Annotated in this window: 20 protein-coding genes and 1 riboswitch; of the genes, 5 read left to right on the top strand and 15 right to left on the bottom strand. The window is 32.3% G+C overall.

Features of this window, described 5'->3' with window-relative positions; all coding sequences use genetic code 11:
* Positions 1 to 27: 27 nt before the first annotated feature.
* On the bottom strand, positions 28 to 1692 hold the full coding sequence (gene alsS, locus BDW25_RS04830) for an acetolactate synthase AlsS (RefSeq protein WP_002449412.1): 1665 nt from the start codon (positions 1690 to 1692) through the stop codon (positions 28 to 30).
* A gap of 739 nt (positions 1693 to 2431) precedes the next feature.
* Between alsS and BDW25_RS04825 the strand changes: the two genes are divergently transcribed.
* Entirely contained in the window at positions 2432 to 3883 is a 1452-nt protein-coding gene (locus BDW25_RS04825) for an APC family permease (protein ID WP_133944976.1), read from the top strand.
* A gap of 128 nt (positions 3884 to 4011) precedes the next feature.
* On the opposite strand, the gene BDW25_RS04820 is transcribed toward BDW25_RS04825, so the two are convergent.
* A complete protein-coding gene (locus BDW25_RS04820) occupies positions 4012 to 5349 on the bottom strand; it encodes an aspartate aminotransferase family protein (protein ID WP_077700039.1) in 1338 nt (445 codons plus the stop codon).
* A 201-nt stretch (positions 5350 to 5550) separates the two neighbouring features.
* A complete protein-coding gene (locus BDW25_RS04815) occupies positions 5551 to 6366 on the bottom strand; it encodes a MetQ/NlpA family ABC transporter substrate-binding protein (protein WP_002449288.1) in 816 nt (271 codons plus the stop codon).
* Between the two features lie 108 nt (positions 6367 to 6474).
* Positions 6475 to 6581: riboswitch (SAM riboswitch) on the bottom strand.
* A gap of 147 nt (positions 6582 to 6728) precedes the next feature.
* Between BDW25_RS04815 and BDW25_RS04810 the strand changes: the two genes are divergently transcribed.
* Positions 6729 to 7154: a hypothetical protein gene (locus tag BDW25_RS04810; RefSeq protein WP_002449431.1), complete on the top strand. Its 426-nt coding sequence runs from the start codon at positions 6729 to 6731 to the stop codon at positions 7152 to 7154.
* Positions 7155 to 7320: 166 nt separating this feature from the next.
* Positions 7321 to 7959: an LPXTG cell wall anchor domain-containing protein gene (locus tag BDW25_RS04805; protein ID WP_049432770.1), complete on the top strand. Its 639-nt coding sequence runs from the start codon at positions 7321 to 7323 to the stop codon at positions 7957 to 7959.
* 122 nt (positions 7960 to 8081) lie between these two features.
* On the opposite strand, the gene BDW25_RS04800 is transcribed toward BDW25_RS04805, so the two are convergent.
* On the bottom strand, positions 8082 to 9416 hold the full coding sequence (locus tag BDW25_RS04800; protein WP_002488281.1) for a putative glycoside hydrolase: 1335 nt from the start codon (positions 9414 to 9416) through the stop codon (positions 8082 to 8084).
* A gap of 215 nt (positions 9417 to 9631) precedes the next feature.
* Positions 9632 to 10123 (bottom strand): P-loop NTPase family protein, encoded by a 492-nt coding sequence (locus tag BDW25_RS04795; RefSeq protein WP_133944974.1) that lies wholly within the window; start codon positions 10121 to 10123, stop codon positions 9632 to 9634.
* Between the two features lie 176 nt (positions 10124 to 10299).
* Here BDW25_RS04795 and BDW25_RS04790 point away from each other — a divergent pair, with 176 nt between their 5' ends.
* Positions 10300 to 11190 carry a fructose bisphosphate aldolase gene (locus BDW25_RS04790; RefSeq protein WP_002449395.1) on the top strand — a complete coding sequence of 297 codons (891 nt, stop codon included), beginning with the start codon at positions 10300 to 10302 and terminating at the stop codon, positions 11188 to 11190.
* 141 nt (positions 11191 to 11331) lie between these two features.
* On the opposite strand, the gene lqo is transcribed toward BDW25_RS04790, so the two are convergent.
* The 9 genes from lqo to betB all read right to left on the bottom strand — a co-directional run bounded on the left by lqo (position 11332) and on the right by betB (position 24089).
* Positions 11332 to 12834 (bottom strand): L-lactate dehydrogenase (quinone), encoded by a 1503-nt coding sequence (gene lqo, locus BDW25_RS04785; RefSeq protein WP_002449218.1) that lies wholly within the window; start codon positions 12832 to 12834, stop codon positions 11332 to 11334.
* 316 nt (positions 12835 to 13150) lie between these two features.
* The gene (locus BDW25_RS04780; RefSeq protein WP_002449455.1) at positions 13151 to 13981 is read right to left on the bottom strand and encodes a pyruvate, water dikinase regulatory protein; all 831 of its coding nucleotides are present in this window, start codon (positions 13979 to 13981) and stop codon (positions 13151 to 13153) included.
* Positions 13982 to 13987: 6 nt separating this feature from the next.
* Complete coding sequence (gene ppdK, locus BDW25_RS04775; protein ID WP_133944972.1) at positions 13988 to 16612, bottom strand: pyruvate, phosphate dikinase; 2625 nt, start codon at positions 16610 to 16612, stop codon at positions 13988 to 13990.
* 213 nt (positions 16613 to 16825) lie between these two features.
* Positions 16826 to 18418 carry an acyl-CoA synthetase MbcS gene (gene mbcS / locus BDW25_RS04770; protein ID WP_133944970.1) on the bottom strand — a complete coding sequence of 531 codons (1593 nt, stop codon included), beginning with the start codon at positions 18416 to 18418 and terminating at the stop codon, positions 16826 to 16828.
* Positions 18419 to 18549: 131 nt separating this feature from the next.
* The gene (locus BDW25_RS04765) at positions 18550 to 19044 is read right to left on the bottom strand and encodes an antibiotic biosynthesis monooxygenase family protein (RefSeq protein ID WP_002454796.1); all 495 of its coding nucleotides are present in this window, start codon (positions 19042 to 19044) and stop codon (positions 18550 to 18552) included.
* A 63-nt stretch (positions 19045 to 19107) separates the two neighbouring features.
* Positions 19108 to 19314: a sterile alpha motif-like domain-containing protein gene (locus tag BDW25_RS04760; protein WP_002449386.1), complete on the bottom strand. Its 207-nt coding sequence runs from the start codon at positions 19312 to 19314 to the stop codon at positions 19108 to 19110.
* A gap of 130 nt (positions 19315 to 19444) precedes the next feature.
* Complete coding sequence (locus BDW25_RS04755; RefSeq protein ID WP_411912929.1) at positions 19445 to 20581, bottom strand: amidohydrolase; 1137 nt, start codon at positions 20579 to 20581, stop codon at positions 19445 to 19447.
* 174 nt (positions 20582 to 20755) lie between these two features.
* Positions 20756 to 22462: a choline dehydrogenase gene (gene betA, locus BDW25_RS04750; RefSeq protein WP_002449442.1), complete on the bottom strand. Its 1707-nt coding sequence runs from the start codon at positions 22460 to 22462 to the stop codon at positions 20756 to 20758.
* A 136-nt stretch (positions 22463 to 22598) separates the two neighbouring features.
* Positions 22599 to 24089 carry a betaine-aldehyde dehydrogenase gene (gene betB / locus BDW25_RS04745; RefSeq protein WP_077700667.1) on the bottom strand — a complete coding sequence of 497 codons (1491 nt, stop codon included), beginning with the start codon at positions 24087 to 24089 and terminating at the stop codon, positions 22599 to 22601.
* A gap of 239 nt (positions 24090 to 24328) precedes the next feature.
* On the opposite strand from betB, the gene cudC reads away from it, so the two are divergent.
* Complete coding sequence (cudC, locus tag BDW25_RS04740; RefSeq protein WP_133944966.1) at positions 24329 to 24883, top strand: choline uptake/conversion transcriptional regulator CudC; 555 nt, start codon at positions 24329 to 24331, stop codon at positions 24881 to 24883.
* 93 nt (positions 24884 to 24976) lie between these two features.
* Here cudC and BDW25_RS04735 read toward each other — a convergent pair whose 3' ends face one another.
* Entirely contained in the window at positions 24977 to 26599 is a 1623-nt protein-coding gene (locus tag BDW25_RS04735) for a BCCT family transporter (protein ID WP_019835179.1), read from the bottom strand.
* Positions 26600 to 26835: the final 236 nt, after the last annotated feature.

Here is a 26835-nt window from a genome sequence, read left to right as displayed (position 1 = left end):
TTAATATTCACTCCTATTTTTAGAAAATTAATTTAAAGAATCTGGTAACATATTTGTTGATAATTTAATATTATCTTTATAATTTACTGGAATATCAATTAAAACAGGTCCTTCTGTTTCGTAACCTTCTTTAATTGCAGCTTCAAGTTCTTCTGGGCTTGTTACTCGGATACCTTTCGCACCAAATGACTCTGCATATTTAACATAATCTACTGGACCAAATGCTACGCCAGCTGCACGTTTATATTTCATTTCTTCTTGGAATTCAACCATGTTGTATTTACCATCATTCCAAATTAATTGAATGATATTTAATTTTTTACGTACAGCAGTTTCTAAATCTTGACCTGAGAATAAGAAACCACCATCACCAGCAACTGACACAACTTGTGTGTTTGGACGTACTAATGCAGCTGCTATAGCCCATGGTAACGCAACACCTAAAGTTTGCATACCGTTACTGAATAATAAGTGTCTTGGATTGTAACTTCTAAATTTACGAGCCATCCAAATATAATGACTACCTACGTCTACTGTAACAGTTGTATCATCAGTTAACGTTTTTTGCATTGTATTAATAATTTCTACTGGATGTAAAATACCATCTTCATGTTCATATTTAATACCAGTAGCTTCGATAATATTTGCTCTTAATTCTTCTAAGTCATCTAAATGTTTTTGATCAATAATTGGTTCAGATACTTTTTCTGACATCATTTGAATTGTACCTGCAATATTACCTACTATTTCTTTTTTAGGACGTAAGTAATTTGTAATTTCAGCATGCACTTCGTCAATTGAGATAATTTCAGTATCTAATTCTTTATTCCAGTTACTTGCTTCGTATTCAATTGGATCATAACCGATTGCAACTACTAAGTCAGCTTTTCTTAGTAATTCGTCACCCACTTGGTTACGGAATAAACCAACACGACCAAAGAAATGATCTTCTAATTCACGACTAATCACACCAGCACCTTGGAAAGTTTCTACAACAGGTAAGCTTGTTTTTTCAACAAATTTACGAATTGCTTCTGTTTCTTTTTCACTAGAACTTCTCATACCTGCAAGTAATACAGGGAATTTAGCATCCTTAATCGCTTGAAGCACTTCATTCACTTCTTCATCTGCTGGTACCCCTAAATGAGGTTTTTCTGGTAAGTCGATTGCTTTATTTTGCACTTGAGATGAAATAACGTCTTGTGGAATACTAATGAAACTTGCACCATTTTTACCAGAAGTTGCAGTGCGGATTGCATTTGTCATAACTTCAGATAATGATTCAGGATCTTGAACCTCTGCACTATATTTAGTTGATGATTTTAGTAACGCAGCGTTATCTATAGCTTGGTGAGTAAGACGTAATAAATCATTTCGTTTAACTTGACCACCGATTGCTAATACAGGGTCACCTTCTGAAGTAGCTGTTAATAATCCAGTTGTTAAGTTACTTACCCCTGGACCACTTGTTACTAATGCAACACCAGGTTTGCCTGTTAAACGTCCAATGCCTTGTGCCATCATTGCAGCATTTTGTTCATGACGTGTAACGATAAGTTCTGGACCATCATCTTCTAATGCATTGAATAAATAGTCGATTTTTGCACCTGGAATACCAAATACATAATCCACATTATTATTTTTTAAAGTATCAATGACCATATCTGCGGCAGAATAGTTTTCTTTAGTCATTTTATATTCATATCCTTTCAAGTTTACATTTGTAATTTAAAGTTTTTATTTCAAAATTACTTTTCTATTTTTTTATACCCAATTAAAAAGAAGCCACACACATGTCTATTTTTTTAGGGAAAAAGAGGGAAAGACTTAGTCACATGTTAATTGCGGCTTCTTTATATTTAAATAACTTCAATTTTTAAAGTTGAAGTGTAATCTCAGTTAATTAGACATATTCAAATATGAGATGGGAGTTTTCTATTATATATGTCATGTTTAAGGGAATGATAGTAAGACATACTTATTAGAACATTTGAATACGTTGTAACTTTATTACGTTTCTTATTATAGTACGCATCGATACATTAATAAAATACATATTTTCGATAGTAACCATTCCATATTGGAATAGGTCAATATACTTTAACCATTGTAAAATGACACAATTAAAAAGGTCTAATGACTTGACTTGTCTTCTATAATTATAGTGCCAATATTGATATAATTACTACTTTTTATATTTTTAGAGTAAATATACTCTTTTTTGTTGTTTTTATTTTAGATTTATCTGATATAATCAAATCTATCATTTAAATTTTCTAGGTTTGTATTCTTGTTTAATCAAAAGTAAGAAAACTTGAAATTTTCAGAAATTTTAGACAAAATACTATTCTTTTATGCTATGATAATAAATGTTATATAGCTAACAAGCTAATTAATTAAATTTTAAACTTATTAGTGGAGGTTCATAATTATGGCCAGTTTTTTCAAAAATTTTACTAGAAAAGAAGATCCCACTATCTATCAAAGTAAAGATGGACATTTAAAACGTACTTTACGTGTTAAAGATTTTCTTGCATTAGGTGTAGGTACTATTGTATCAACATCTATTTTCACATTACCTGGTGTAGTAGCAGCAGAGCATGCTGGTCCAGCCGTAGCTTTATCTTTCTTATTAGCTGCAATTGTTGCGGGTTTAGTTGCATTTTCATATGCTGAAATGGCTGCAGCCATGCCTTTTGCTGGTTCTGCATATTCTTGGATTAACGTTTTATTTGGTGAATTCTTTGGATGGGTAGCTGGTTGGGCATTACTTGCCGAATACTTTATTGCCGTTGCCTTTGTAGCTTCTGGTTTTTCAGCCAATTTAAGAGGACTTGTGTCTCCTTTAGGTATTACGTTACCTAAGTCTTTATCTAACCCTTTTGGTGCAAACGGAGGAATTATAGACTTAGTTGCAGCAATTGTTATTATTTTAACTGCATTATTATTATCTCGTGGTATGAGTGAAGCTGCTCGTATCGAAAATATTCTTGTTATTTTAAAAGTTCTAGCGATTGTTTTATTCGTTATTGTTGGATTAACAGCAATTCAAGCAAGTAACTATGTTCCATTTATTCCTGAGCATAAAGTCACTGCAACTGGTGATTTTGGTGGATGGCAAGGTATTTATGCAGGTGTATCAATGATTTTCTTGGCATACATAGGATTTGATTCAATTGCTGCCAACTCAGCTGAAGCTATTAATCCGCAAAAAACGATGCCACGTGGTATTTTAGGTTCATTAATCATTGCGATTGTTTTATTCGTAGCTGTAGCTTTAGTATTAGTTGGTATGTTCCATTATTCAAAATATGCTGGGAATGCTGAACCTGTTGGTTGGGCACTTCGTCAAAGTGGACATGGTGTAGTAGCAGCAGTAGTTCAATCTATTTCAGTCATCGGTATGTTTACAGCATTAATCGGTATGATGTTAGCTGGTTCACGTTTACTTTATTCATTTGGTCGTGACGGATTATTACCTTCTTGGTTAGCCAAATTAAATGATAAACATTTACCTAATAGAGCGCTTGTTATTCTCACTATTATCGGTGTTTTAATTGGTTCAATGTTCCCATTTGCTTTCTTAGCTCAATTAATTTCAGCAGGTACATTAATCGCATTTATGTTTGTATCTATTGCAATGTATAGTTTAAGAAAACGTGAAGGCAAAGATTTACCAGTTCCAGCATTTAAAGTACCGTTCTTCCCTGTATTACCTGTCATTACCTTTTTATTAGTCTTGCTTGTATTCTGGGGATTAAGTTTTGAAGCTAAACTTTATACATTAATCTGGTTCTTAGTTGGTATTGTGATTTATGTATTCTATGGTATTAAACATTCTAAAAAGAATGATGAAGATGATTATGTCGTACCAAAAGATTAAAATAATGAACTCACCTATATTTCTCATACCCCCTTTAGAAACATTCATTTGTTTTTTAAGGGAAGTATACTGAAAAAGAGCAAGAAAAGACATTCACTTAACGTCTTTTCTTGCTCTTTTAATATATTTTACCAACCTTGTCCTTCTATACTATATTCATTTAAATCGCCATCTTGTAGTGCTTGAAGCGCTTCTTCAATAACATCTAACGCTTTATCTAACTGTTCATAAGTAATCACGAGTGGCGGTTGAAAACGTAAGACGTTCCCAGCAACTGCAATAATCACTACACCATGTTCAAAACAGTAATTACAAATTTTCAATGCTTCTTCAGCAGCTCTTTCTTTTGACTGTTTGTCTTTAACAATATCAATTCCAATAGATAACCCAATACCGCGCACATCTCCGACGTAATAGTATTGATCTACCCATTGATTCATACGTTGACGCACGTAGTTTCCTTTTTTAGAACTAACTGTTAGTAAGTCGTCATTTTCTATCATTTCAATCGTAGCAAGAGCCGCTTCACAACTTACTGGATTTGCTCCTGTCGTAAATAGATGTGCTGGTGCTTCAAGACTTTCAATAATTTCTTTTCGACCCACAATCGCTGACATTGGTAATCCACCTGCTAATGATTTACCAAATGTAATGAGATCTGGTGTAAAGTTAAAGTGGTCCACAGAGCTCCAAGAACCTGTACGACCTAATCCTTGTTGGATATCATCAACAGCAATTAAAATACCGTATTCTCGACATAACGCTTCAAGTGCTTCAAAATAGCCTTCTACTGGTTCTAATAATCCACCATCTCCTTGAATCGTTTCTAACACAATACAAGCTACTTCCTCAGCTGGAACATATTTAGCAAACATCTCTTTCAATGGCGCTAAATACTCTTCAACAGTGTTTGATTTAGATTGTTCAAACATCCCTCTGTATTTATCTGGAAATGGAATATGATAAAAACCATTTAATAAAGGGCCATAATGTTTACGCATATTTAAACTGATAGCCGACATTGATAACGCTCCAAATGTAGAGCCATGATAAGCATTTGTAAAGCTGATAATATAGGGTCGTCCTGTATAAGCACGTGCAAATTTGATAATACCATCATTCGCATCCGAACCACTCAAACCAAATGTGACACGTTTTTCATAATCACCTGGCGCAATATCGCATAACTTTTTAGACAGTTTCACTAAAGGCTCGTGATACATATATGCGGGGGTATAATGAATAAATTTATCTACTTGCTTTTTAATCGCCTCTGTTACCTGTTTTGGTGCATGACCCACATTTTGTGAGCTTGCACTAGCTAACAAATCGATGTATTCTTTTCCATCTATATCTACTAAAGTTGCTCCATATCCATGATCAATCACTAATGGATAATATTTTATACGTCCTGAAGTAGCAAAATACTTACTATCTTCTTTTATCATGTCCTCTGCTTTACTCAAGGTGACTCATCCTCTCCCAAAGTATGAATAACTTATATCTAACTTTCTTTATTGACTTCAATTCTTGTGATAATAATCAATATCTTACTAATAATTGTCAGATTTGTAAATATTTTCAGAAAAATTAAAATATATTTTTCTATCTTTTAAACAATGATAAATATAAATCACAAAAGGTCTCTAATAGAGACCTTTTGTGATTTATTTGTTTTCGTATGGAATAACATCATCGCCATATTCTTTTTTAATATACGCTTTGATTTCTTTAGATTGCATAACTTTTAATAATGTTTGGAATTTTTCATCATTTTTATGACCTTCTTGAACGGCAATCGTATTCGCAAATGGTGATGATTTACCTTCCATAACAATAGCATCTTTAGACGGTTTTAAACCATTATCAAGCGCATAGTTTGAATTTATAATGACTGCAGCTCCTTCACCATTCTTATATGTTTTTGGTAAAAACTCTGCACCTTGTTGATGGTTAAATTTCAAGTGTTTTTTATTTTCAGCAATATCCTCAAATTTTGCATTTTCAATTTTAACGCCTTTTTTTAATTTAATTAATCCTTCATTAACAAAGAACGATAAAAAACGTCCTTCTTCTGCAGGATTATTAGAAACGTAAATCGTCGATCCATCTGGAATGTCTTTTAAATTTTTATATTTTTTACTATATACACCCATAGGCGTCGTAAACACTTTACCTAATTCTTCAATTTTATAACCATGACTTTTCTTTTCAGCATTCAAATATGGGACATGTTGGAAGAAGTTCGCATCAACATCGCCTTTATCTAATAATTTATTAGGCACCTTATAATCATTAACTTCTTTGACTTCTAAATCATATCCTTTTTTCTTCATTTCTTCCTTAGCTTTTTTTAACACATCACCATGAGGTGCTGGCGACGCTGCTACGGTAATTTTTTTATTATCTTCTTTCTGATTTCCACAAGCTGCTAGCGTTATCGTTACTAACAAAATACTGATCATACCTATTAATTTTTTCATATGTATTGACACCTTTTTATAAATTTTCAATTCTCATTTCCTCTTACTAGATATGTAAAGACATAAAAAAATACTTTCAACTATTAAGAGAAAGCATCGACACACTTTCTCTCATCTTCTAAAGTATGATTAACTTTATGTGAATTAGCACCATGTCATACAATGACGGTTGCTGGGTTTCGTAGGGCACATCCCTCCACCACTCTTGATAAGAGTTAATAGATTATTGAATTATTAATAACTTATCATTGATTTAAACTTTGGTCAACATGTTTTTTCAATATTCTAAAAATTTAAAAAGTGTTAAATCGAATATTTCAGGGAATATTCTTATAGTATGTATATAAGAAGGAAGGAAAATTATGATCCGTTATTTTTATCATTGTCTTAGTGCTTTAGTTATAAGTATTATCTTATTAATTACAATGACTATCATGGATGGCATAGTTCAATCGACTCATCTTACTTTATTGTTAATTAACATCGATTTCTTAATTGATCCAAGCAAAACGCCGTTATTATTAGAACTAGCCATTCATGTTTTTATAGGATGGTTAATATATTTTATTTTCTTACTTATTTATCACGTCTTTAAACCATTATATAAAATAAGTTATGTCTTATTAATGATTGTTTTTGCCTCTCTTTATCCGTCACTCGTCGTTATGGCAAAGCGTTCATTCTTTCACTTTAGCTGGAATGAATACGGTTTATGGATGATTGCTCATATTATTTTTATGATTTTAATGGCTTGTTCCATTCCATATTTTTCTAAAAAGAAGTATTAATGTCCTATATAAATCATGTGATAAATATTGATTTAATGTTTACAAATTATTTATTCTTTAAGTTAAGTTAAAGATTTATTATGTTTTTTTTAAAATCCCTGTTTCTGATCTATTCAAATGCTACACTCTAGTTGTAATTGATCATGAATGAAATGGGGTTTTCATTATGAAGAAAGTATCTTTCGTTGCATCTACACTTTTAACAAGTACAATGCTACTTACAATGACTCACTCTGTAGAAGCACATCCTGCTAACTTAGTGACTAAAGATAATGTTAAACAAATTGCTACAGATGCATTATCTAATAGTGGAGGTAATCCAAACCTACAACGATTGGGTCGTACTGTTGACAAAGGAGACTACTTTGAAATTATAAGTCATAATAGATTAAATGAAGGCAATGGAATGTATAAAGTTCATAAAAATGGCGAAGTTGAGTACAAAAATGGTAGATATAGTGACTTTAATCAACTTCAAGATACACGCATTCATGCAGAATCAGGTATCGCTAAAGCCGCTAAAACAACCTCTTCTAATCATAAACAAGTTAATTCTGTTGATTGTGCACGTGAACTCAACCGTTATTATGTAGGAACGGTTGCTTCTTCTGAGGTGCCATCATCTAAGTCACTTAAAGATACTCAAACCTTACAATCTTCTGTTAAAACACTCCCAAGTACTGGTGACGATACACAACAACACTCAATTCAACTTTTAGCCTCACTTCTATTAGTTATGGGAACTTCATTATTACTAAAACAAAAACATCATAGTCATTCTTATTTATCTACTGAACATTTCTAATAAATAAAAAAAGGAATGCGTCAAGGAATTCAAAATGAATTCTGACGCATTCCTTTCGTTTAAATAGTCTACAAGATAAATCATTTCCATACTAAATGAATATACGAGAAATTGTCTCCATATTATTTATTTTTATTATCCGCTTGTTCATTATCTTGACTATCAGAATGTTGATCTTCTTTGTCATTAGTTTGTTCTACACCTTCAGGGTCTTGTTCTTTAGCATTACCTTTTTTAGGATTATAATTAACACCTTCTGTATAATCATTACCTGCATTCCATAATAAGAATTCATTAACCCCGTTATCTTTTAAAGCTTGAACTTCTTCAGATATCGCTCTTGTATCATAATCAATATAATTGCCAGCACCTAAATATGAAGCGGTAAAGTCTTGAATCCATGGTCTTGAAATAGGCTTATCTTTACCTAATGTATCTAATAAACTATTTTCTTTTTGAATATAACGATTAACTGTTTTATATGGTTCCGTATCTGGTGCTTGTAAACCGAAATCTCCATTGCTCCAATGAGATGGATAAATCATTGATGAAATGGCATCTACATTTTTAGAGATTTTAGGGAAACTTTGACCAATACCAGGTGCATTTTCAACTAATGCAGAATAACCAAATACATCAGCTGACACATTGACGCCCATTGGTTTTAATTCTTTATTTGCATATTCTAAGAATTTAGTAATTGTATCTACACGTTGGTCGCCTGAACTCATCTGACTATTTTTATATTCCCCTTTATTATACGTTAAGCTATCCGCTTGATTTTCAAATCCTTCAGGGAAGCGTACATAGTCAAATTGAATATCTTGGAAGCCTGCTTTTGCAGCTGCTTTTGCAACATCAATATCATACTTCCATACTTCCTTCATAAATGGATTAACAAAGCTATCCCCTTTACCATTTGTCCAAACAGAACCATCACTATTTTTGAATGTCCATTCAGGGTGTTCATTTGCTAATTTTGTATCTTTAAATGTTACAATACGTGCAATTGGGTAAATATTATTATCATGCAGTTTTTTTAATAATTTTTTACCATCTACAATATCAAGCGTATTTTTATCCACTTGTTTATTGCCAGTATTTAATTTCATAGTAATGTTACCTGTATCATCTTTCACATCAATAACCATGGTATTTAAATTAGAATCTTTGATGAATTTAACTAACTCATCCATTTTTTTGCCCTGTGTAGAATTACTTGTTACATAAATCCCTTTAACACCATCTTTAGGATAATCTACTTTATTTTCATTTGTATTTTTATCATTATTCTTTTTCAATGCATCACTTTGACTATTACCACTTTTATTACTAGATTGCTCATTTTTCTGATTTCCATCTTTTTGTCCACTATCAGATGCATTATCTCCATTACTACAAGCAGCCAGTAATAGAGCACTTGTTGTTAATACAGCAAAAATTTTATTTTTCTTCATTACTGTTCCTCCAAGAAAGTATATACGTATTAATTAAGAACTTAGTTATCATATATAAACGATTTAAAAATAAAGACTAACTTCAATTAATAAGAACTTAACTTATTTTAGAATAGCATATTTCAACAAAAAATATACAATACACTAAAGTTTTATAAAATATTCTATTTAATAATTACATATATTAAAATTTTAAAGAAATTAGTTTATATTTTTTAAAGAAAACGTAAAGATAATGCTTTAGAATCATCGATGATCCACTGAACATTTGGTATTGATCTTTTCATTTGTTGCATGATAAATTGCTCATTATTTTTAGGAAAATCCCAAATATACTTAATAAATTCAAAACTTAATGTTTTAGGATTTCCTCCGATATGTTCTCTTTTAAATAGTGAATATATGTAACGCTTGATTACTCTAAATATACATTTTACTTTTGGTTCTTTAATCCATATGACTTTAGTTGCATATTTTAATCTCATACTAAGTGTACTAGAATAATTTCCATCAATAATCCATTCCTCTTTTACTACAATAGATTCAAGTTTTTGTTTTAATTCTTCAAAAGTAATGACGTTTTTATTATTAAGCCATTGAATTTGATCAATATGGTAAAGTGGCAGTTGATATTTTAAGTGTAGTTGATATGCCAATGTTGATTTTCCAGAACCAGAGCTACCAATAATTAATATACGTTGTTTCATAACAATCCCCTTTGAATATGTTTGAATGTTTACATTAAATGTATAAAATACGGTAATTTCATAAAATTGTAAATTGTTAATTAAGAAATTTCAATAATTAATTACTTTATACTTGAGAATATTATTATTTTTTACGATAATAATATTGAAAGTTTATTAAAGGAGTGAAAGGCATAATGAATAAAGAACAATTAGAAAAAGTAAGTCATGGGAAAGGATTCATCGCTGCATTAGACCAAAGTGGTGGTAGTACTCCAAAAGCATTAAAAGAATATGGTGTAAACGAAGATCAATACAGCAATGATGACGAAATGTTCCAACTTGTACATGATATGCGTACACGTGTTGTTACTTCACCTTCATTTACTTCAGATAAAATTTTAGGTGCGATTCTATTTGAACAAACTATGGATCGTGAAGTTGAAGGTAAATATACTGGTGACTACTTAGCTGATAAAGGTGTCGTTCCTTTCTTAAAAGTCGACAAAGGTTTAGCTGAAGAGCAAAATGGTGTCCAATTAATGAAACCTATCGACAACTTAGATGAAACTTTAGACCGTGCAGTTGAACGTCATATCTTCGGTACTAAAATGCGTTCTAACATCTTAGAATTAAATGAACAAGGTATCAAAGACGTTGTTGAACAACAATTTGAAATTGCTAAAAAAATCATTGCTAAAGGTTTAGTACCTATCATTGAACCTGAAGTAAACATTAACGCTAAAGACAAAGCTGAAATCGAAGAAGTATTAAAAGCTGAACTTAAAAAAGGCTTAGATTCTTTAAATGATGATCAATTAGTAATGTTAAAATTAACTATCCCTACTAAAGCTAACTTATACAAAGAATTAGCTGATCATCCAAATGTTGTTCGTGTTGTTGTATTATCTGGTGGTTACAGCAGAGACGAAGCAAACAAATTATTAAAAGACAATGATGAATTAATTGCAAGCTTCTCACGTGCATTAGCAAGTGATTTACGTGCAGGCCAATCAAAAGAAGAATTTGATAAAGCTTTAGGCGATGCAGTAGATTCAATCTACGATGCTTCAGTAAATAAAAATTAATAGTCAGATTTTTATTCAAAAGTGATGAGTAACGTGCTCATCACTTTTTTCATGTTTTTAAGCAGTTATAACCATTAAATTTATTTAATAAAAAAACTGTTAACAGAACGTGATGTCCTGTTAACAGTTTTCTAATTTTTCTTATTTAGCATTAGTATTTTCATAGAAACCTAATTCTAATTGTTTAGATGTTAAACGACGAGTTTTTCTCATTAAGTCAACATCATGAATTAATGATTCACCATATGAAGGAATCATTTTTTTGATTTTTGGTTTCCATTCATCTAAATATTGTTCGAAGTTTCTTTCGATAACTTCTAACGCTACTGAAACTGATGTAGAAGCCCCTGGTGATTCACCAAGTAAAGCAATGATAGAGTGGTCTTTAGAGTCAACCACTTCTGTACCGAATTGGATGAATCCTTTACCTTCTTTTTCATCATCTTTAATAACTTGTACACGTGTACCAGCAGTATATACTTGCCAATCTTCATCACGAGCTTCAGGGTAGAACGTACGTAAGTGGTTCATACAACCTTCTTTAGTCATGATGATTTGGTCAAATGAATATTTAAGTAATGACATATTCTTAACTGCTGCAGCTAATAACGTAGTGATATTGTGTGGTTTAACTGATTTGAATAAATCTAAGTTAGAACCGTGAATTAAGAATTTAGGACCAACATTTGCGAATGGTCCGAATAATAATGTTCTTTCACCATCGATATAACGAGTATCTAAGTGAGGAACAGTCATTGGTGGTGTGCCAGGTGGCTCTTTACCATAAACTTTCGCATCATGTTGTTCGATAACTTCTGGATTTGTACAAGCGATAAATTGACCAATGATTGGGAAACCACCGATATGTTTACCTTCTTCGATACCAGTTTTTTGTAATAATGGAATAGATCCACCACCAGCACCGATGAATACATGGTCAGCTTCTTTAGTAAAGACTTTATTGTTAGCTAAGTCTTTAATTTTAACTTGCCATTTACCGTTAGATAAACGTTTGAAGTCTTGTACTTCATGATTATAGTTGACGTTTACGTTTGAATCGTCGTTTTGTAAGTTATGTGCCATTTTACGAGTTAATTCACCGTAGTTAACGTCAGTACCTTCGTCGATTTTACTAGCAGCCATTAAGCCATCATCGAAACGACCTTGCATCATTAATGGAATCCATTTTCTCATTACTTCGATGTCTTCAGTATATTCGATATCATCGAACATTGGGAAATCTTTCATTTTTTCGTAACGTTCTTTTAGGAATTGAACGTTGTTTTTACCACGTACGAAACTGATATGTGGTAAAGGATGAATGAAATCTCTAGGATCTTTAATTTGTCCTGATTCTACTAAATGACCCCAAAATTGTTTAGAAATTTCAAATTGTTCATTAATTTCTTTTGCTTTTTCAATGTCAATCGTACCATCTGGTTGTCTTACAGTATAGTTTAATTCACATAATGCAGCGTGACCAGTACCAGCATTGTTACGTTCATTTGAACTTTCAATACCTGGACGATCTAAACGTTCATAAAGATCGATGTTCCAGTTAGGTACAAGTTCATTGAACATAGATGCAACTGTTGTACTAATTACACCAGCACCGACAATAATCATATCTTTTGATTCTGTCATGTTTGTACACCTCTCCAAAAATTATGTTTCACAATATAATATAATTACCTGTTGCTCTTGTTTCCCTAATATCTAGTAATCAATATATTGTTTTTAGTAATGTGTTAAGTCTTTCATTACTATGTTAAAACAAATATTGTCAATTGTAAATCAGAAAAACTTAATTATTTGAATTAATGAATTCATTATCATTAAATTAAGCAGAAAGATTTATCAATATAAGCTAAATAGTAAGAATAGTTGAATGATCAAAGTTTTATTATAACATGATGTCATTACAATCACTTAATGATTTACTTACAACCTTATATGATGATTATTTATTATTTTGTAAAAACTTTTCAATATAAAAAGCTGATTCTTCAATTGATTTATACTCAGTATTAATCACTGTAGCATTTAATTTTTTAAATACTTCTTCTGCATAACTGAGTTCTTCTTTTATACGATTTAAATTATTATATTGAGACGCTTTTGACAAACCTAATGTTTCAGCACGACTTTTTCGTATATTTGCAATATACTGTGGACTTGCAGTTAATCCAAATACTTGTAACCCTTTTTGCTTAAAAACACTGTCTGGAATACTAACTTCAGGTACTAAAGGAATGTTTGCTATTTTGTAGCCTTTATTCGCTAAATACATACTTAATGGTGTCTTTGAAGTACGCGATACCCCTACAATCAATGCATCCGCTTCACCTATATCAGAAAAATGCTTACCATCATCATATTTAACTGAATATTCAATGGCTTCAATACGCTTAAAATAAGCTTCATTTAACTTTCTTAATGCACCACTTTCCATCAATGGTTTTTCACCTGTCACGTGTTCAACAATGCTAATTAAATCAGACATATAATCTACATATGGGATATCATGTTCTCTAGCAAATTCGTGACCAAGTGCATTAAATGATTCACTTACTAATGTCGTAGCTACTATTGCGTTGTGTTCTTTCGCTAAATTTAATATATTTAAAAATTCTTCCTCATCTTTAATATAAGGAAATTTTTTTATTTCTACATTATTTAAATCTGGAAACTGGGTTAAGGTTGCATGAATCATACGTTGAGCAGTTTCTCCAATTGAATCTGAAACAATAAACAATTTTAAATTATGCGCTTGTGACTCGACTTCATTCATTTTTGATTACTCACTTTCCTCCACTTGACTCTGAGCAGTCGCTAAAATTGCTCCTGGAATTCGGAATGGTGAACATGATACATAATCAATTGATAAGTGATTGAAATAATGAATAGATTTCGCATCTCCACCTAATTCACCACATACACCAATCTTAATATTTTCGTTCACTTTCTTTGCCTGTTTAACTGCCATTTCAATTAGTTTTCCAACGCCATCTTTATCTAATGTTTGGAACGGGTCAAGTTTCAATATATTTCTTTCAGTATACACATTTATAAACTTCCCTGCATCATCTCTAGAAAAACCAAATGACAATTGTGTTAAATCGTTCGTACCAAAGCTGAAGAAATCACAATGTTTTGCTAATTCGTCTGAAATAAGACATGCACGAGGCGTTTCTATCATTGTTCCCATTAAATAATCTACGCTTTCCTGATGTTGTTTTTCTATTTGGGTAATCGTCTTAACAAGGTTTTCTTTTAAAGTGGTAAATTCTTCTACTGTAGACACTAACGGAATCATAATTTCTGGTTTACACTGAATACCTTCTTCTTTTAATTTAAATACACTTTCAATAATCGCTTCTACTTGCATTTCATATAACTCAGGGTATGTGATGGCTAAACGACAACCACGATGTCCAAGCATTGGATTCACTTCGTTTAAATCCACAATGCGTTTATCTAATGTTTCTTTCGGTATATTTAATTGCTTCGCAACATTCGCAATATCTTCCTCAGAATGTGGTAAGAACTCATGCAATGGCGGATCAAGTAAACGCACTATGGTAGGATGTTCACCTGATAATTTAAAAATTTCTTTAAAGTCTTCTACTTGATATTGTTTAATATGATTCAGTGCTTCGAGACGATCTTCACGAGATGATGATAGAATGAAACGTCTCATCTCTACTAGTCGCTCAGCCCCAAAGAACATATGCTCTGTACGTACTAATCCGATGCCTTTAGCGCCAAATTGGTAACCTACTTTAATATCTTGAGGTGTTTCTGCATTCATACGTACTTTTAAACGAGCTGTTTTTTCTGACCACTCCATAAATTGATTGAATGACTCACTATGCTCAGCATTGACTGTTTTAATCTCACCTAAATAAATGTCACCTTCTGAACCATCAACTGAAACCATATCTCCTTCATGTAGTGTTTGATCGCCATAGTATACCGTCTTAGCACTCGTATTAATTTCTAAATCAGAACATCCTGTCACACAACATTTACCCATTCCACGAGCTACAACTGCTGCATGAGACGTCATGCCACCATGTGTGGTTACAATCGCTTCACTTGCAATCATACCTTCAATATCTTCAGGAGACGTTTCTGGTCTCATCAAGATCACCTTTTTACCTTGCTCTGATTGTGCTTTCGCCTCTTCAGCAGTAAATACAATTTGACCTGTTGCAGCACCTGGGCTCGCTGGCAATCCCATTTTAGATACAACTGTTGCTTCTTTTAATGAAGACTCATCGAAATTAGGATGTAAAAGTTGATCAATTGATTTTACTTCAACTTTTTTCATTGCTTCTTTTTTAGTAATAATGTCTTCATTCACTAAATCTACAGCAATTTGAATAGCCGCACGTGCTGTACGTTTACCATTACGAGTTTGGAGTAAATATAATTGTCCATTTTCAATTGTAAATTCAATATCTTGCATATCTTTATAATGTTTTTCTAATTGTTTTGTCACATCTACAAATTCTTGATGAACCTCTGGCATTTGATCGTGTAATGTTGAGATGTCTTTAGGTGTACGAATACCTGCAACAACATCTTCTCCTTGCGCATTAAGCAAATATTCACCAAATAATTTATTTTCGCCAGTCACTGGATTACGTGTAAAAGCAACGCCTGTCCCACTATTATCTCCACTATTACCGAAAACCATTTCTTGGATATTTACTGCTGTACCAATGTCGTGTGGAATATCATTTAAATCTCGGTAAATACGAGCACGATCATTATCCCAAGATTTAAATACAGCTTCTATAGCTTCTTCCAGTTGTTTCAAAGGCTCTTGCGGGAAAGGTTGATGTACTTCTTCTACATATATCTCTTTAAAGCGCTTACAAATTTCTTTTAAACCATCTGCACTAATGGCAGCGTCATTCTCAAAATGATGTTGTTTTTTATACTGTTCGAAATATGTATCAAATGCTTGCATAGGCACACTATATACGACTTCACCAAACATTTGTAATAAACGACGATAACAGTCATAAGCAAAACGTTTATCCCCAGTTTTTTCAGCTAATTTTTCTACATTTTCATCATTTAAACCCAAGTTTAATATTGTATCCATCATTCCTGGCATAGAAATTTTTGCCCCACTTCTTACAGAAACAAGCAATAAATTCGTATCAGAAGAGAAGATTTTTCCGGTTCTCTCTGAAAATGAAGCCAAGTGATCAATTAATTCTGTTTTGATCTCAGTAGATAATGACTTCCCTTGTTTTAAATACTCAATACATGCTGTTGTGGTAATGGTGAAACCATCTGGTACAGGTAAACCTAAGCGTTTCATTTCAGATAGATTAGCTCCTTTACCTCCCAATAAATCTCTCATTGATTTTTGTCCTTCATCAAATGCATAAATATATTTAGTCATTATAAATCACCTCAAATTTTTATTATGTCATACTAATTATTTAAAAGTATGTCATAATAATGCATGAAATACAATTAAAATTATCTTTATTTTCAATTTTTTTAAATATAGACATATTTCCAACATTGATGTTATCTGATACATCAGTATGCTCATCATAAAAAAACACTGATAAATTAGTGACATACTAATTTATCAGTGTGATGAATATGATTATTTATTTTGAGCGTTGTTATGTTTTGTGCGTTCAGCTTCGCGTAATTCAACACGACGAATTTTGCCAGAGTTTGTTTTTGGTAAATCTTCTACAAATTCAATCGCCCGTGGATATTTATATGGTGCGACTACTTTTTTAGAGAAAGTTTGTAACTCTTTCACTAAATCATCATTTGGTTTATAACCCTCTTTTAAAATAATAAATGCTTTAACAATATTGCCACGAATTGGATGTGGACTTGCTACAACTGCACATTCTTTTACCGCTTCATGATTTGTGAGTGCATCTTCAACTTCGAAAGGTCCAATAGTATAGCCAGAACTAATAATAATATCGTCACGGCGACCTTCAAACCAGAAATAGCCATCTTCATCGATATGTGCTAAATCTCCAGTAATATAATAATCTCCTGCATGTGCATCTTTTGTACGTTTCTCATCTTTAAAGTAACCTTTAAATAATCCAGGGAAATCAAGTGGTAATGCTATATTACCTTTTACATTTGTATCCACTTTGTTTCCCTCATCATCAACAACGGCTACACGACTACCAGGAATAGCTTTACCCATAGAACCAGGACGTTGTTCTGTATCTTTTAAGAAACCAATTAATAGCGTACTTTCTGTTTGTCCATATCCGTCACGCACTGTTAAATTAAAATGTTTACGGAATTGTTCAACTACTTCTCTATTTAATGGTTCTCCTGCAGATACTGCACTGTGTAAATGATCTAAATTGTATTTATCTAAGTTATCTAATTTTGCCATCATACGGTATTCTGTTGGTGTACAACAAAGCACATTAATTTTAAATTTTTGTAATAATGATAAATAACGAGAAGGATTAAATTTACCATTATACACAAATGCTGTCGCTCCTGATCCCATAATAGATAGGAATGGACTCCATACCCATTTTTGCCAACCAGGTGCAGCTGTTGCCCACACCAAGTCATCTTCTTTTATAGCTAACCAATGTTCAGGTGCCATTTTCATATGAGCATATCCCCAACCATGAGAATGTGTAACAGCTTTTGGATTACCTGTAGTTCCAGAAGTATAAGATAAAATAGCAACATCATCTCTTGTTGTATTGGCTGTGTCTAATTCATCACTTTGCTTTACTTTTTCCTCTTCAATACTAATCCAATTCTCTTCATTTCCATTAATAACAAATTTTGTTAATTCATGATATTCTTTAATATCTCTAAATTCTTCTATAAAATCAGCTAACGCAATAACTGCATTAATTTCTCCATGCGTAATACGATATTGTAAATCTTTTGTTCTTAACATTTCAGAACTCGGGATAATTGCAATACCTAATTTTAATGCTGCAATATAAAGTTCATACGTGATGATAGCACGTGGCATCATGATTAACACTTTATCGCCTTTTTTTAGTCCATGGTTTAATAATACATGTCCTACTTTATTAGCGTTTTTAATTAATTCAGAGTATGTCACACTAATGGGTTCTTCTACACCATTTTCATAAATAATTGCTTGTTTATTTTGATTTGAAGCATGTTTTTCTATTTCAGATACAATATTATATGTTTCTGGTGCTAATAAATTTAAATGATTCATTACTTTACTTTCCTTCCAATTTTTAAGTCTTCATTGTTCATAAAATCATACATCTTAATTTCATGCAATTCTACGCGGTATTTGTTTTAAATATAAAAAAGATTAAGTTTCTATACCAGTATATTACTTTTTTAGAAACTTAATCTTTGAATATTAAACATATTATCTATATCAATACTCGTTTCTAAATTAGCAAGTTCTATTCTTACATTATAAGATAAATCGCGATTAACTATTTTATTATCGACACCTTGTTTAGTGCCTCTTTTTTTATGCGTTTTACCATAAGCGTCTGAACTTTGCCAATCATAGAACGATTGTCGATCTTTCCATAACGTCAAAATAATATAATGACGATGCTTAGTTTGAGGACGTAAAAAACGTAAAGCTTTGAATCCTGGCACATCTTGTAAATATTTAGTGCGCTTTAAAAATTTAGATTCAAATTGAGGTTCATTACCTTCATTAACAAACAAGTGATTTAAAACACACATTGAATCGTTTGTTAACTCATTTATTGACTCAAGTACTGTATATAATTGAACATCATTATTTTTTTCGATAGACATCGTTTGATCTTCTTTTTCTTCTATGACATATGTTTTATAACTATCAGTTAAAGTCATTTCTTTGTTCCTTCATTTCTTAACTAGCTTTAAGCTATCATTTTTTATTTTTGCTATTCACATCTATCTTCCTTCATATAACGAAAGGGAACGTTTAACAATTTCTAAGCATTCATGATCTAACATCGACATCTTAGAAAAGTAATCAAGTATATTTTCAGCAAGATATTCATGTTTTGGAAAATCTTGGTCTTGATTTATCCATGATGCAAGTTCACCTAATGGGGTCTTATCATCAATAAATCCTTGCATAAAATCATAGAAACTCATCAACTCACCCCAATATCTAGATATAGAATAATACTATCATGACACATTCTTTAATACTAGAATATCAACTCGACTTCTACTTTAAAAATGTAAATTGATTTCTTATAAATATATAATATAGTATGACTGCTTATTCAATAGTTAGATAGTTTAATACCACAGCACCTACTGCTTCTGCTGCAACTAACATACTTGATTCATCAATCGTAAATTTAGGATGATGATGTGGATATGCTTTACCCTTTCTAGGTTTTGCTCCAGAATATATAAAAGTACTTGGCAATGTTTTAGCATAAAAAGCGAAATCTTCAGATGGCGGTTGAGGTTCACATATTTCTACGCCTTTAACATCAGCTAATTTTGACTGTTTAATTGTTTCTGCAACATATTCAGTAAAGTCAGGATCATTATACAATGCAGGATAATCTTTACTAAATGTAAACTCACAATTTACACCAAATGTTTCTTCCAAACCGTGAACCATTTGTTTTAAAGCCGTTTCAATACGATCACGTGTAGCATCTGTCAAAGCGCGAACGTCACCTTCAATGGTTACTTTATCTTTAATCACATTAAATTGACCTTTACCATCAAATGATCCAATTGTGACGACACCCGTTTCAAATGGATTAAGACGACGTGAGACCACTGTTTGAGCGGTAGTAACGAAATGAGCTCCCGCTACAATCGCATCATTTGCAGTATGCGGAGAAGAACCATGTCCTCCTTCACCTTTTACAATTAATTTAAAGTAAGAACGTCCTGTTTGAACGTTACCCTTATGATAATAGACTTTACCAGGCGCCATATTAGTCATCACATGGGTACCTAAAACATGGTCCACGCCATCCAATACGCCATCTTCAATCATACCTTTAGCTCCACCAGGTGGCATTTCTTCAGCGGGTTGATGAATAACAATTACTTTGCCACTGAACTGAGATTTCATTTCTATCAATGTTTCTGCCAAAATAAGCATATATGCTGTATGTGCATCATGTCCACACGCATGCATGACTCCCTCGTTTTTAGAAACAAATGATAAACCAGTATCTTCTTGAATGGGAAGCGCATCAAAATCTGCTCGAATAGCAATCGTTTTCCCAGGTTTACCACTATCTATCGGCACTTTTACGCCATGTTGTCCTATATTTGTTTCTACCTTACAATCTTTATCTTTATAAAAATTAGCAATATATTTGGGTGTCTCAGTTTCATGAAATGATAGCTCAGGATATTCATGTAAATGTCTGCGAACCTCGATCATACGTTTTTCCTTATCTTGTAAACGTTGCACTAAATCTTTAATTATTTCATTTCACTCCTTCTCTTTCATTCATTATATGCCTTTACGTATTAAAAATGTTGTAGAAGGGGATATTTAAAATAAAAAGGTCAGAATCATCTTTGATTCCAACCCTTATTTCATATAACTATTTTATTAATGTTTATAGTATGGATCGAATTCCATTGCTCCAGCGTTTTCATCACTAACACCATGTTTATAGTAATCAACATATTGTGGTTCTAATGGTTTTTTACCACGAATGATATCAGCTGCTTTTTCAGCGAGCATTAAAACTGGTGCATGAATATTACCATTAGTAGTGCGAGGCATAGCAGACGCATCAACAACACGTAAATTTTCCATACCATGTACTTTCATAGTTAATGGATCTACAACTGCCATTGGATCTGACGCTGGCCCCATTTTAGCACTACAAGAAGGATGTAAAGCAGTTTCACCATCTTTACGTACCCAATCAAGAATTTCTTCATCTGTTTGTACAGATGGTCCTGGTGAGATTTCACCGCCATTATATGGATCCATCGCAGGTTGAGATAGAATATTACGTGCTACTCGAATTGCTTCAACCCATTCTTGTTTATCTTCTTTTGTTGATAAATAATTGAATACAATACTTGGTTTTTCAAATGGATCTTTTGATTTAATTTTTAAACTACCACGTGAATTTGAATACATAGGACCAACATGTACTTGATACCCATGCGCCACTGGTGCTTTTTGACCATCATATCTTACAGCAATCGGTAAGAAATGGAACATTAAATTTGGATATGCAACTTGATTGTTAGATCTAACAAAAGCGCCACCTTCAAAGTGGTTTGAAGCTGCTGCACCTTTACGTGCAAATATCCATTGTAATCCAATCCAAGGCATACGTTTTACATCTAAGCTTGGTTGTAGTGAAACTGGCTGCTTACATTTATGTTGAATATATACTTCTAAATGGTCTTCGAAGTTTTCTCCAACACCAGGTAAGTGCATGCGTGGTTCTATACCTTTAGATTTTAAGAATTCAGAATCACCGATACCAGACAATTGCAATAACTGAGGTGTATTAAATGCACCACCTGAAAGAATCACTTCACCGGCATTCACAGTATGAAGTTTACCATTACGTTTAAACGTTACACCAGTAGCTTTCTTACCTTCAAAATGGATTTTAGTAACAAATGCACGTGTTTTAACTGTTAAATTTTTACGCTTCATTGCAGGACGTAAATAGGCACGTGAAGCTGAAACACGACGACCATTATGTACTTGGCTATCAAATGGACCAAAGCCTTCTTGTCTATATCCATTGACGTCGTTTGTTTTATGATAACCTGCTTCAACACCTGCATCGAAGAATGATTTAAATAATGGATTTGTGGCTGGCCCACGTTTTAATTTAATCGGACCATCATGTCCTCTATATTTATCATATGGCGCAGCTCCAAATGTTTTTTCTAGTTTTTTAAAATAAGGTAAACAATGTGCAAAGTCCCAAGTTTCCATTCCTTCTGGTTCAGCCCAGCCTTCATAATCCATTGGATTACCACGTTGATAAATCATGCCATTAATTGAACTTGAACCACCTAATACTTTACCTCGAGCATGGTCTACCTTACGTCCCATATGCGGTTCTTCTTCAGTTTGGTATCTCCAATCGTAAAATGGATTTCCTGAAGGAAACATCAATGCTGCAGGCATTTGTATAAATAAATCCCATGGATAATCACTACGTCCTGCTTCTAGTACAAGTACTTCTTTATTTTTATCTTCTGACAAACGATTTCCTAATACTGATCCAGCGCTTCCTCCGCCAATAATTACGTAATCATATGATTGATTTTTACTCATATATTGTCGTCCTCCCCTAAAAATATAAATCTTCTATTTAAATACAATTTAGTTTGATTTGATACATCTTTATACTTCAAAATAAATGGACCGTAAAATAATACGCCTACGGTCCTTTATAGTTAAATTGTAAAAGTTATTTACTAAAGAAATTTACAGGTTCTGGATTTCTATTTGTAAGAATATGTTTAGAGATTAAATATTCTTCTAATCCTTCTTTACCTAACTCACGTCCAATACCAGATTGTTTATAACCACCCCATGGCGCTTGAGCGAAGTAAGGATGGAAGTCATTAATCCAAACTGTGCCTAGTTTTAGTTTATTAGCTACACGTTGTGCTTTTCCTATATCTTTAGAAAATACTGCACCTGCTAAACCATAAATTGAATCATTAGCGAGTGCAATCGCTTCTTCTTCATTATCGAACCCTTCTACTGTAACAACAGGACCAAATACTTCTTCTTGAACAATTCTCATATGAGTATTGCAATTAGTGATTACAGTTGGTTCAAAGAATAAACCATCTTTTAAATCTTCATCGTCTGGACGTTTCCCACCGATAGCAATTGTTGCACCATCATCTTTAGCAACTTTCATATATTTTTCAATTTTATCTCGATGTTCTGGAGAAATCACTGGACCCATTTCTGTATCACTATCAAATCCATTACCTAATTTAATTTTTCCAACACGTTCAATTAATGCTTTTTCAAATTTATCTTTAATATCGTTATGCACTAAAATTCTTGAACCTGCTGAACAAACTTGACCTGCATGGAAATATCCGCCATTTAATGCTTGATCTACAGCTAATTCAAAATCAGCATCATCAAAAATAATATTTGGATTCTTTCCGCCAAGCTCTAATGCAATATTAGTTACATGATTTGCAGCATTCTTCATAATGTGTTTACCAGTTTCAATTCCACCCGTAAATGATACTAAATCAACTTCTTTATGACCTGATAATGTATCTCCTACTTCTTCACCACTACTTAATATTAGGTTGATAACCCCTTTAGGGAATCCAACTTCTTCCATTAATTCAAATACACGAATTGTTGTTAATGGCGTAATTTCACTTGGTTTCATTACTAATGAGCAACCAGTTGCTAATGCAGGTGCAATTTTCCATGAAGCTTGTAATAATGGATAATTCCAAGGCGTAATTTGTGTAACTACACCTACAGGTTCTTTGACAAGTTTACTTTCAGTGTTAGGTATTGGAGAATCAATAATTTCTCCTCCGTCTTTATCCGCTAAACCTGCAAAATAATTAAACACATTTGCAATATCATCCATATCTGCATAAGATTCCTCTAATGTCTTACCAGTATCTAGCGTTTCTAATTTGGCTAATTCATCACGATTTTCTGTAATTTTATCAGCAATTGCTCTTACTTTTTTACCTCTGACTTCACTTGTTTCTTGTGACCACTCACCATTTTCAAATGAACGACGTGCTGCTAAAATAGCCTGTTCTGCATCTTTCTTAGTCCCTTCAGTAACAGTAAAAATCACTTCTTGATTATATGGATTAATAATATCTCTAGTATTTTTGTTAGCGCTCTCTACCCATTCACCATTGATATATTGGCGATTAGACAATGCTTTTACAAGTTCCATCATACTACCTCCGTTAAGTTTGTTAAATTTTTATTTAACGAATTTTACAAAAGTAGCTTATCATATTTCTTACTTCATTGCAAAAATCATCTTTATATATTTTTTTATATCATTTTAAATATTGTGGGAATTAAAATTGACTTTTGAAACTCTTAAGAAAAAATCATATAATGAGTGAGAATGTAAAATTTGTGTTAATATTTCACATCTTATGAAGATGAAAATAAGTGAGGTGCAATATGAGCAATTCTTATAATATTAATCAAAAAATAGAGGAAGCGAAAGATTTAGTTATTAACTCAATTGGTGAAACCATGGATTTATATGGTACAAACCGTAGTGTTGGTAATCTTTACGGTACGATGGTTTTTGAAGGTAGTATGACGCTTGATGAAATGCGTGAACATTTACAAATGAGCAAGCCTAGTATGAGTGCGGGTGTAAAAAAATTGCAAGAATACGATATCGTTAAGCAACAATTTACCCGTGGCAGTCGCAAACAACATTTTATAGCCGAGAAAGATTTTTTTAATTTTTTTCGAAACTTTTTCACACAAAAATGGGAACGTGAAGTCGATACAAATTTAGAAGCGACGAAAAAAGCAGAAAACATTCTTCACAACATAATACAAACTAATCATTTAAGTGAAGAAGAAAAAGAAAAAATAGATAGTATACAATCCCAATTGAACCACACAAAATTATATTATAAATGGTTAAAAAATTTAAGCTCTGCGATTGAATCTGGAGACATTTTCGAACATTATCCTATACCAAAAGAAGAAGATTTATAACTTACTTCATTATCAATATGATTCAAAAATCCTCAGAAATTAGATTTATTATCTAATTTCTGAGGATTTTTAAATGTACTATCATTTTTCACATTATAAATTATCGTCTTCAGGATCTGATTTAACTTGAACAATACGAAGTGAACGTCGTTCTACTTCTTTTAGTTTATCTGCTCTTGTTTCCAGTTTAATCCGATCTTTATTAAGTGTGATAATAAAGGATATCATCATAAACGTAAATATAAATAGAAGTGGTACACTTGCTAATAATGAAGCAGTCTTTAACACTTCAAGAGCTCGTTCTCCACCAACTAACATAAGGGAGAAAGGTAATAGACATAAAGCGAAAGCCCAAAATAAACGATTCGCTTTTAATGGTTCCCCTATTACCTTCTTCTGAGAAGCAGCTGCTAAAATATAAGAACCTGAATCAAAAGTCGTTGCTAAGAATAAAAATGCAGATATTAAGAACAACACTATAATTAAAGAACCCATTGGCAATTGGTGCATAACCTCTATAATTGTTGCTTCAGTACTATGTTTATTTAAAAAATCAACCACATTAAACTGTCCACTAATTTGTAAATAAACGGCATAGTTACCAAAAATACCAAAGAATAAGACACATCCCAATGTACCATAAGCAATTGTTCCTAATATGACTTCTTTGAGACGACGACCTTTTGAAATTCGAGCAATAAATAAGCCAATAAATGGGGCATATACAAGCCACCATGACCAATAAAATATCGTCCAATCTTGAGGGAAATTTGTTTCTTTACGGTTTCTAATTCCACCAAATGGCTCCATCCATGTTGCCATATGGAAGAAATCTCGCATCATATTCCCAAAGCCAGTTAAAGTGGTTTCCATAATAAAAATTGTTGGACCTACAATAAATACAAATGCAAGTAGTAAGAATGATAACCATACGTTAATATCACTTAATTTTTGTATTCCTTTTTTTAAACCAGTATAAGAACTAATTGCAAAAATGACTGTGATTGTGAAAAGTATAATTGAGCGAATAACCATATTGTCTCCATCTATACCTGTTAATCGTTCAATTCCAGAAGAAATTAATGGCACACCTAATGCTAAAGAGGTTGCCGCTCCTCCTAATAGTCCAAATATAAATAAGATATCTACTAATTTACCTAAAAATTTATCAGTTTGTCCTTTCAGTACTGGACGACAAGCTTGACTAATTTTATATACTGGTTGTTTCTTTACAAATACTAAATAGCCAATAGGCAAAGCTGGTAATACATAAATTGCCCATGCAATAGGTCCCCAATGAAACATACCATATTGCGTTGCATATGTAAGCGCCTCATCAGTCATTCCTTTAGCCCCATTTGGAGGTACCTGATAATAGAAGGCCCATTCGATAACACCCCAATAAAGAATATCTGAACCAATACCTGCACAAAATAGCATTGCAGCCCAACTAAAATTATTGAATTCAGGTTTATCACTTGCTTTTCCTAAAGTCACATTACCATATCGGCCGAAAGCAATATAGAGTACAAAGGATAAAACAGCTAAACCTATAAATAAGTAAACAGATCCTATCGAGTTAGAAATAGCACTATTTATATCAGTAATAACTTTCTCACTTGCACTTGGAAAGACCATCATAGGTATAACTGCTGCAAGTAAGACAATAACAGTACCTATAAAGGTGGGCCAATCCATTATTTTTTCTTTTTTCAACTAAGATCCTCCTTTGAATATTATATGTACGACTTATAATGTATTTACGTGAATGAACCACATGATGACAATATCTAAAATTAAATAAAAATGCAAATTATATTCATAAAATTATTTGAGCAAAACTGAATATTTATATATTTTATTTCATTAAAACTATCGAAAAATTTAACTATATCAATAGTGTTAAATTAAAAATAAACGTTTTAAACAAATATTAAATTATAAACATTGAA

This window comes from Staphylococcus sp. AtDRG32, assembly GCF_004365845.1.
Taxonomy (GTDB): domain Bacteria; phylum Bacillota; class Bacilli; order Staphylococcales; family Staphylococcaceae; genus Staphylococcus; species Staphylococcus hominis.
This window is presented reverse-complemented; position numbering and strand designations above follow the sequence as displayed.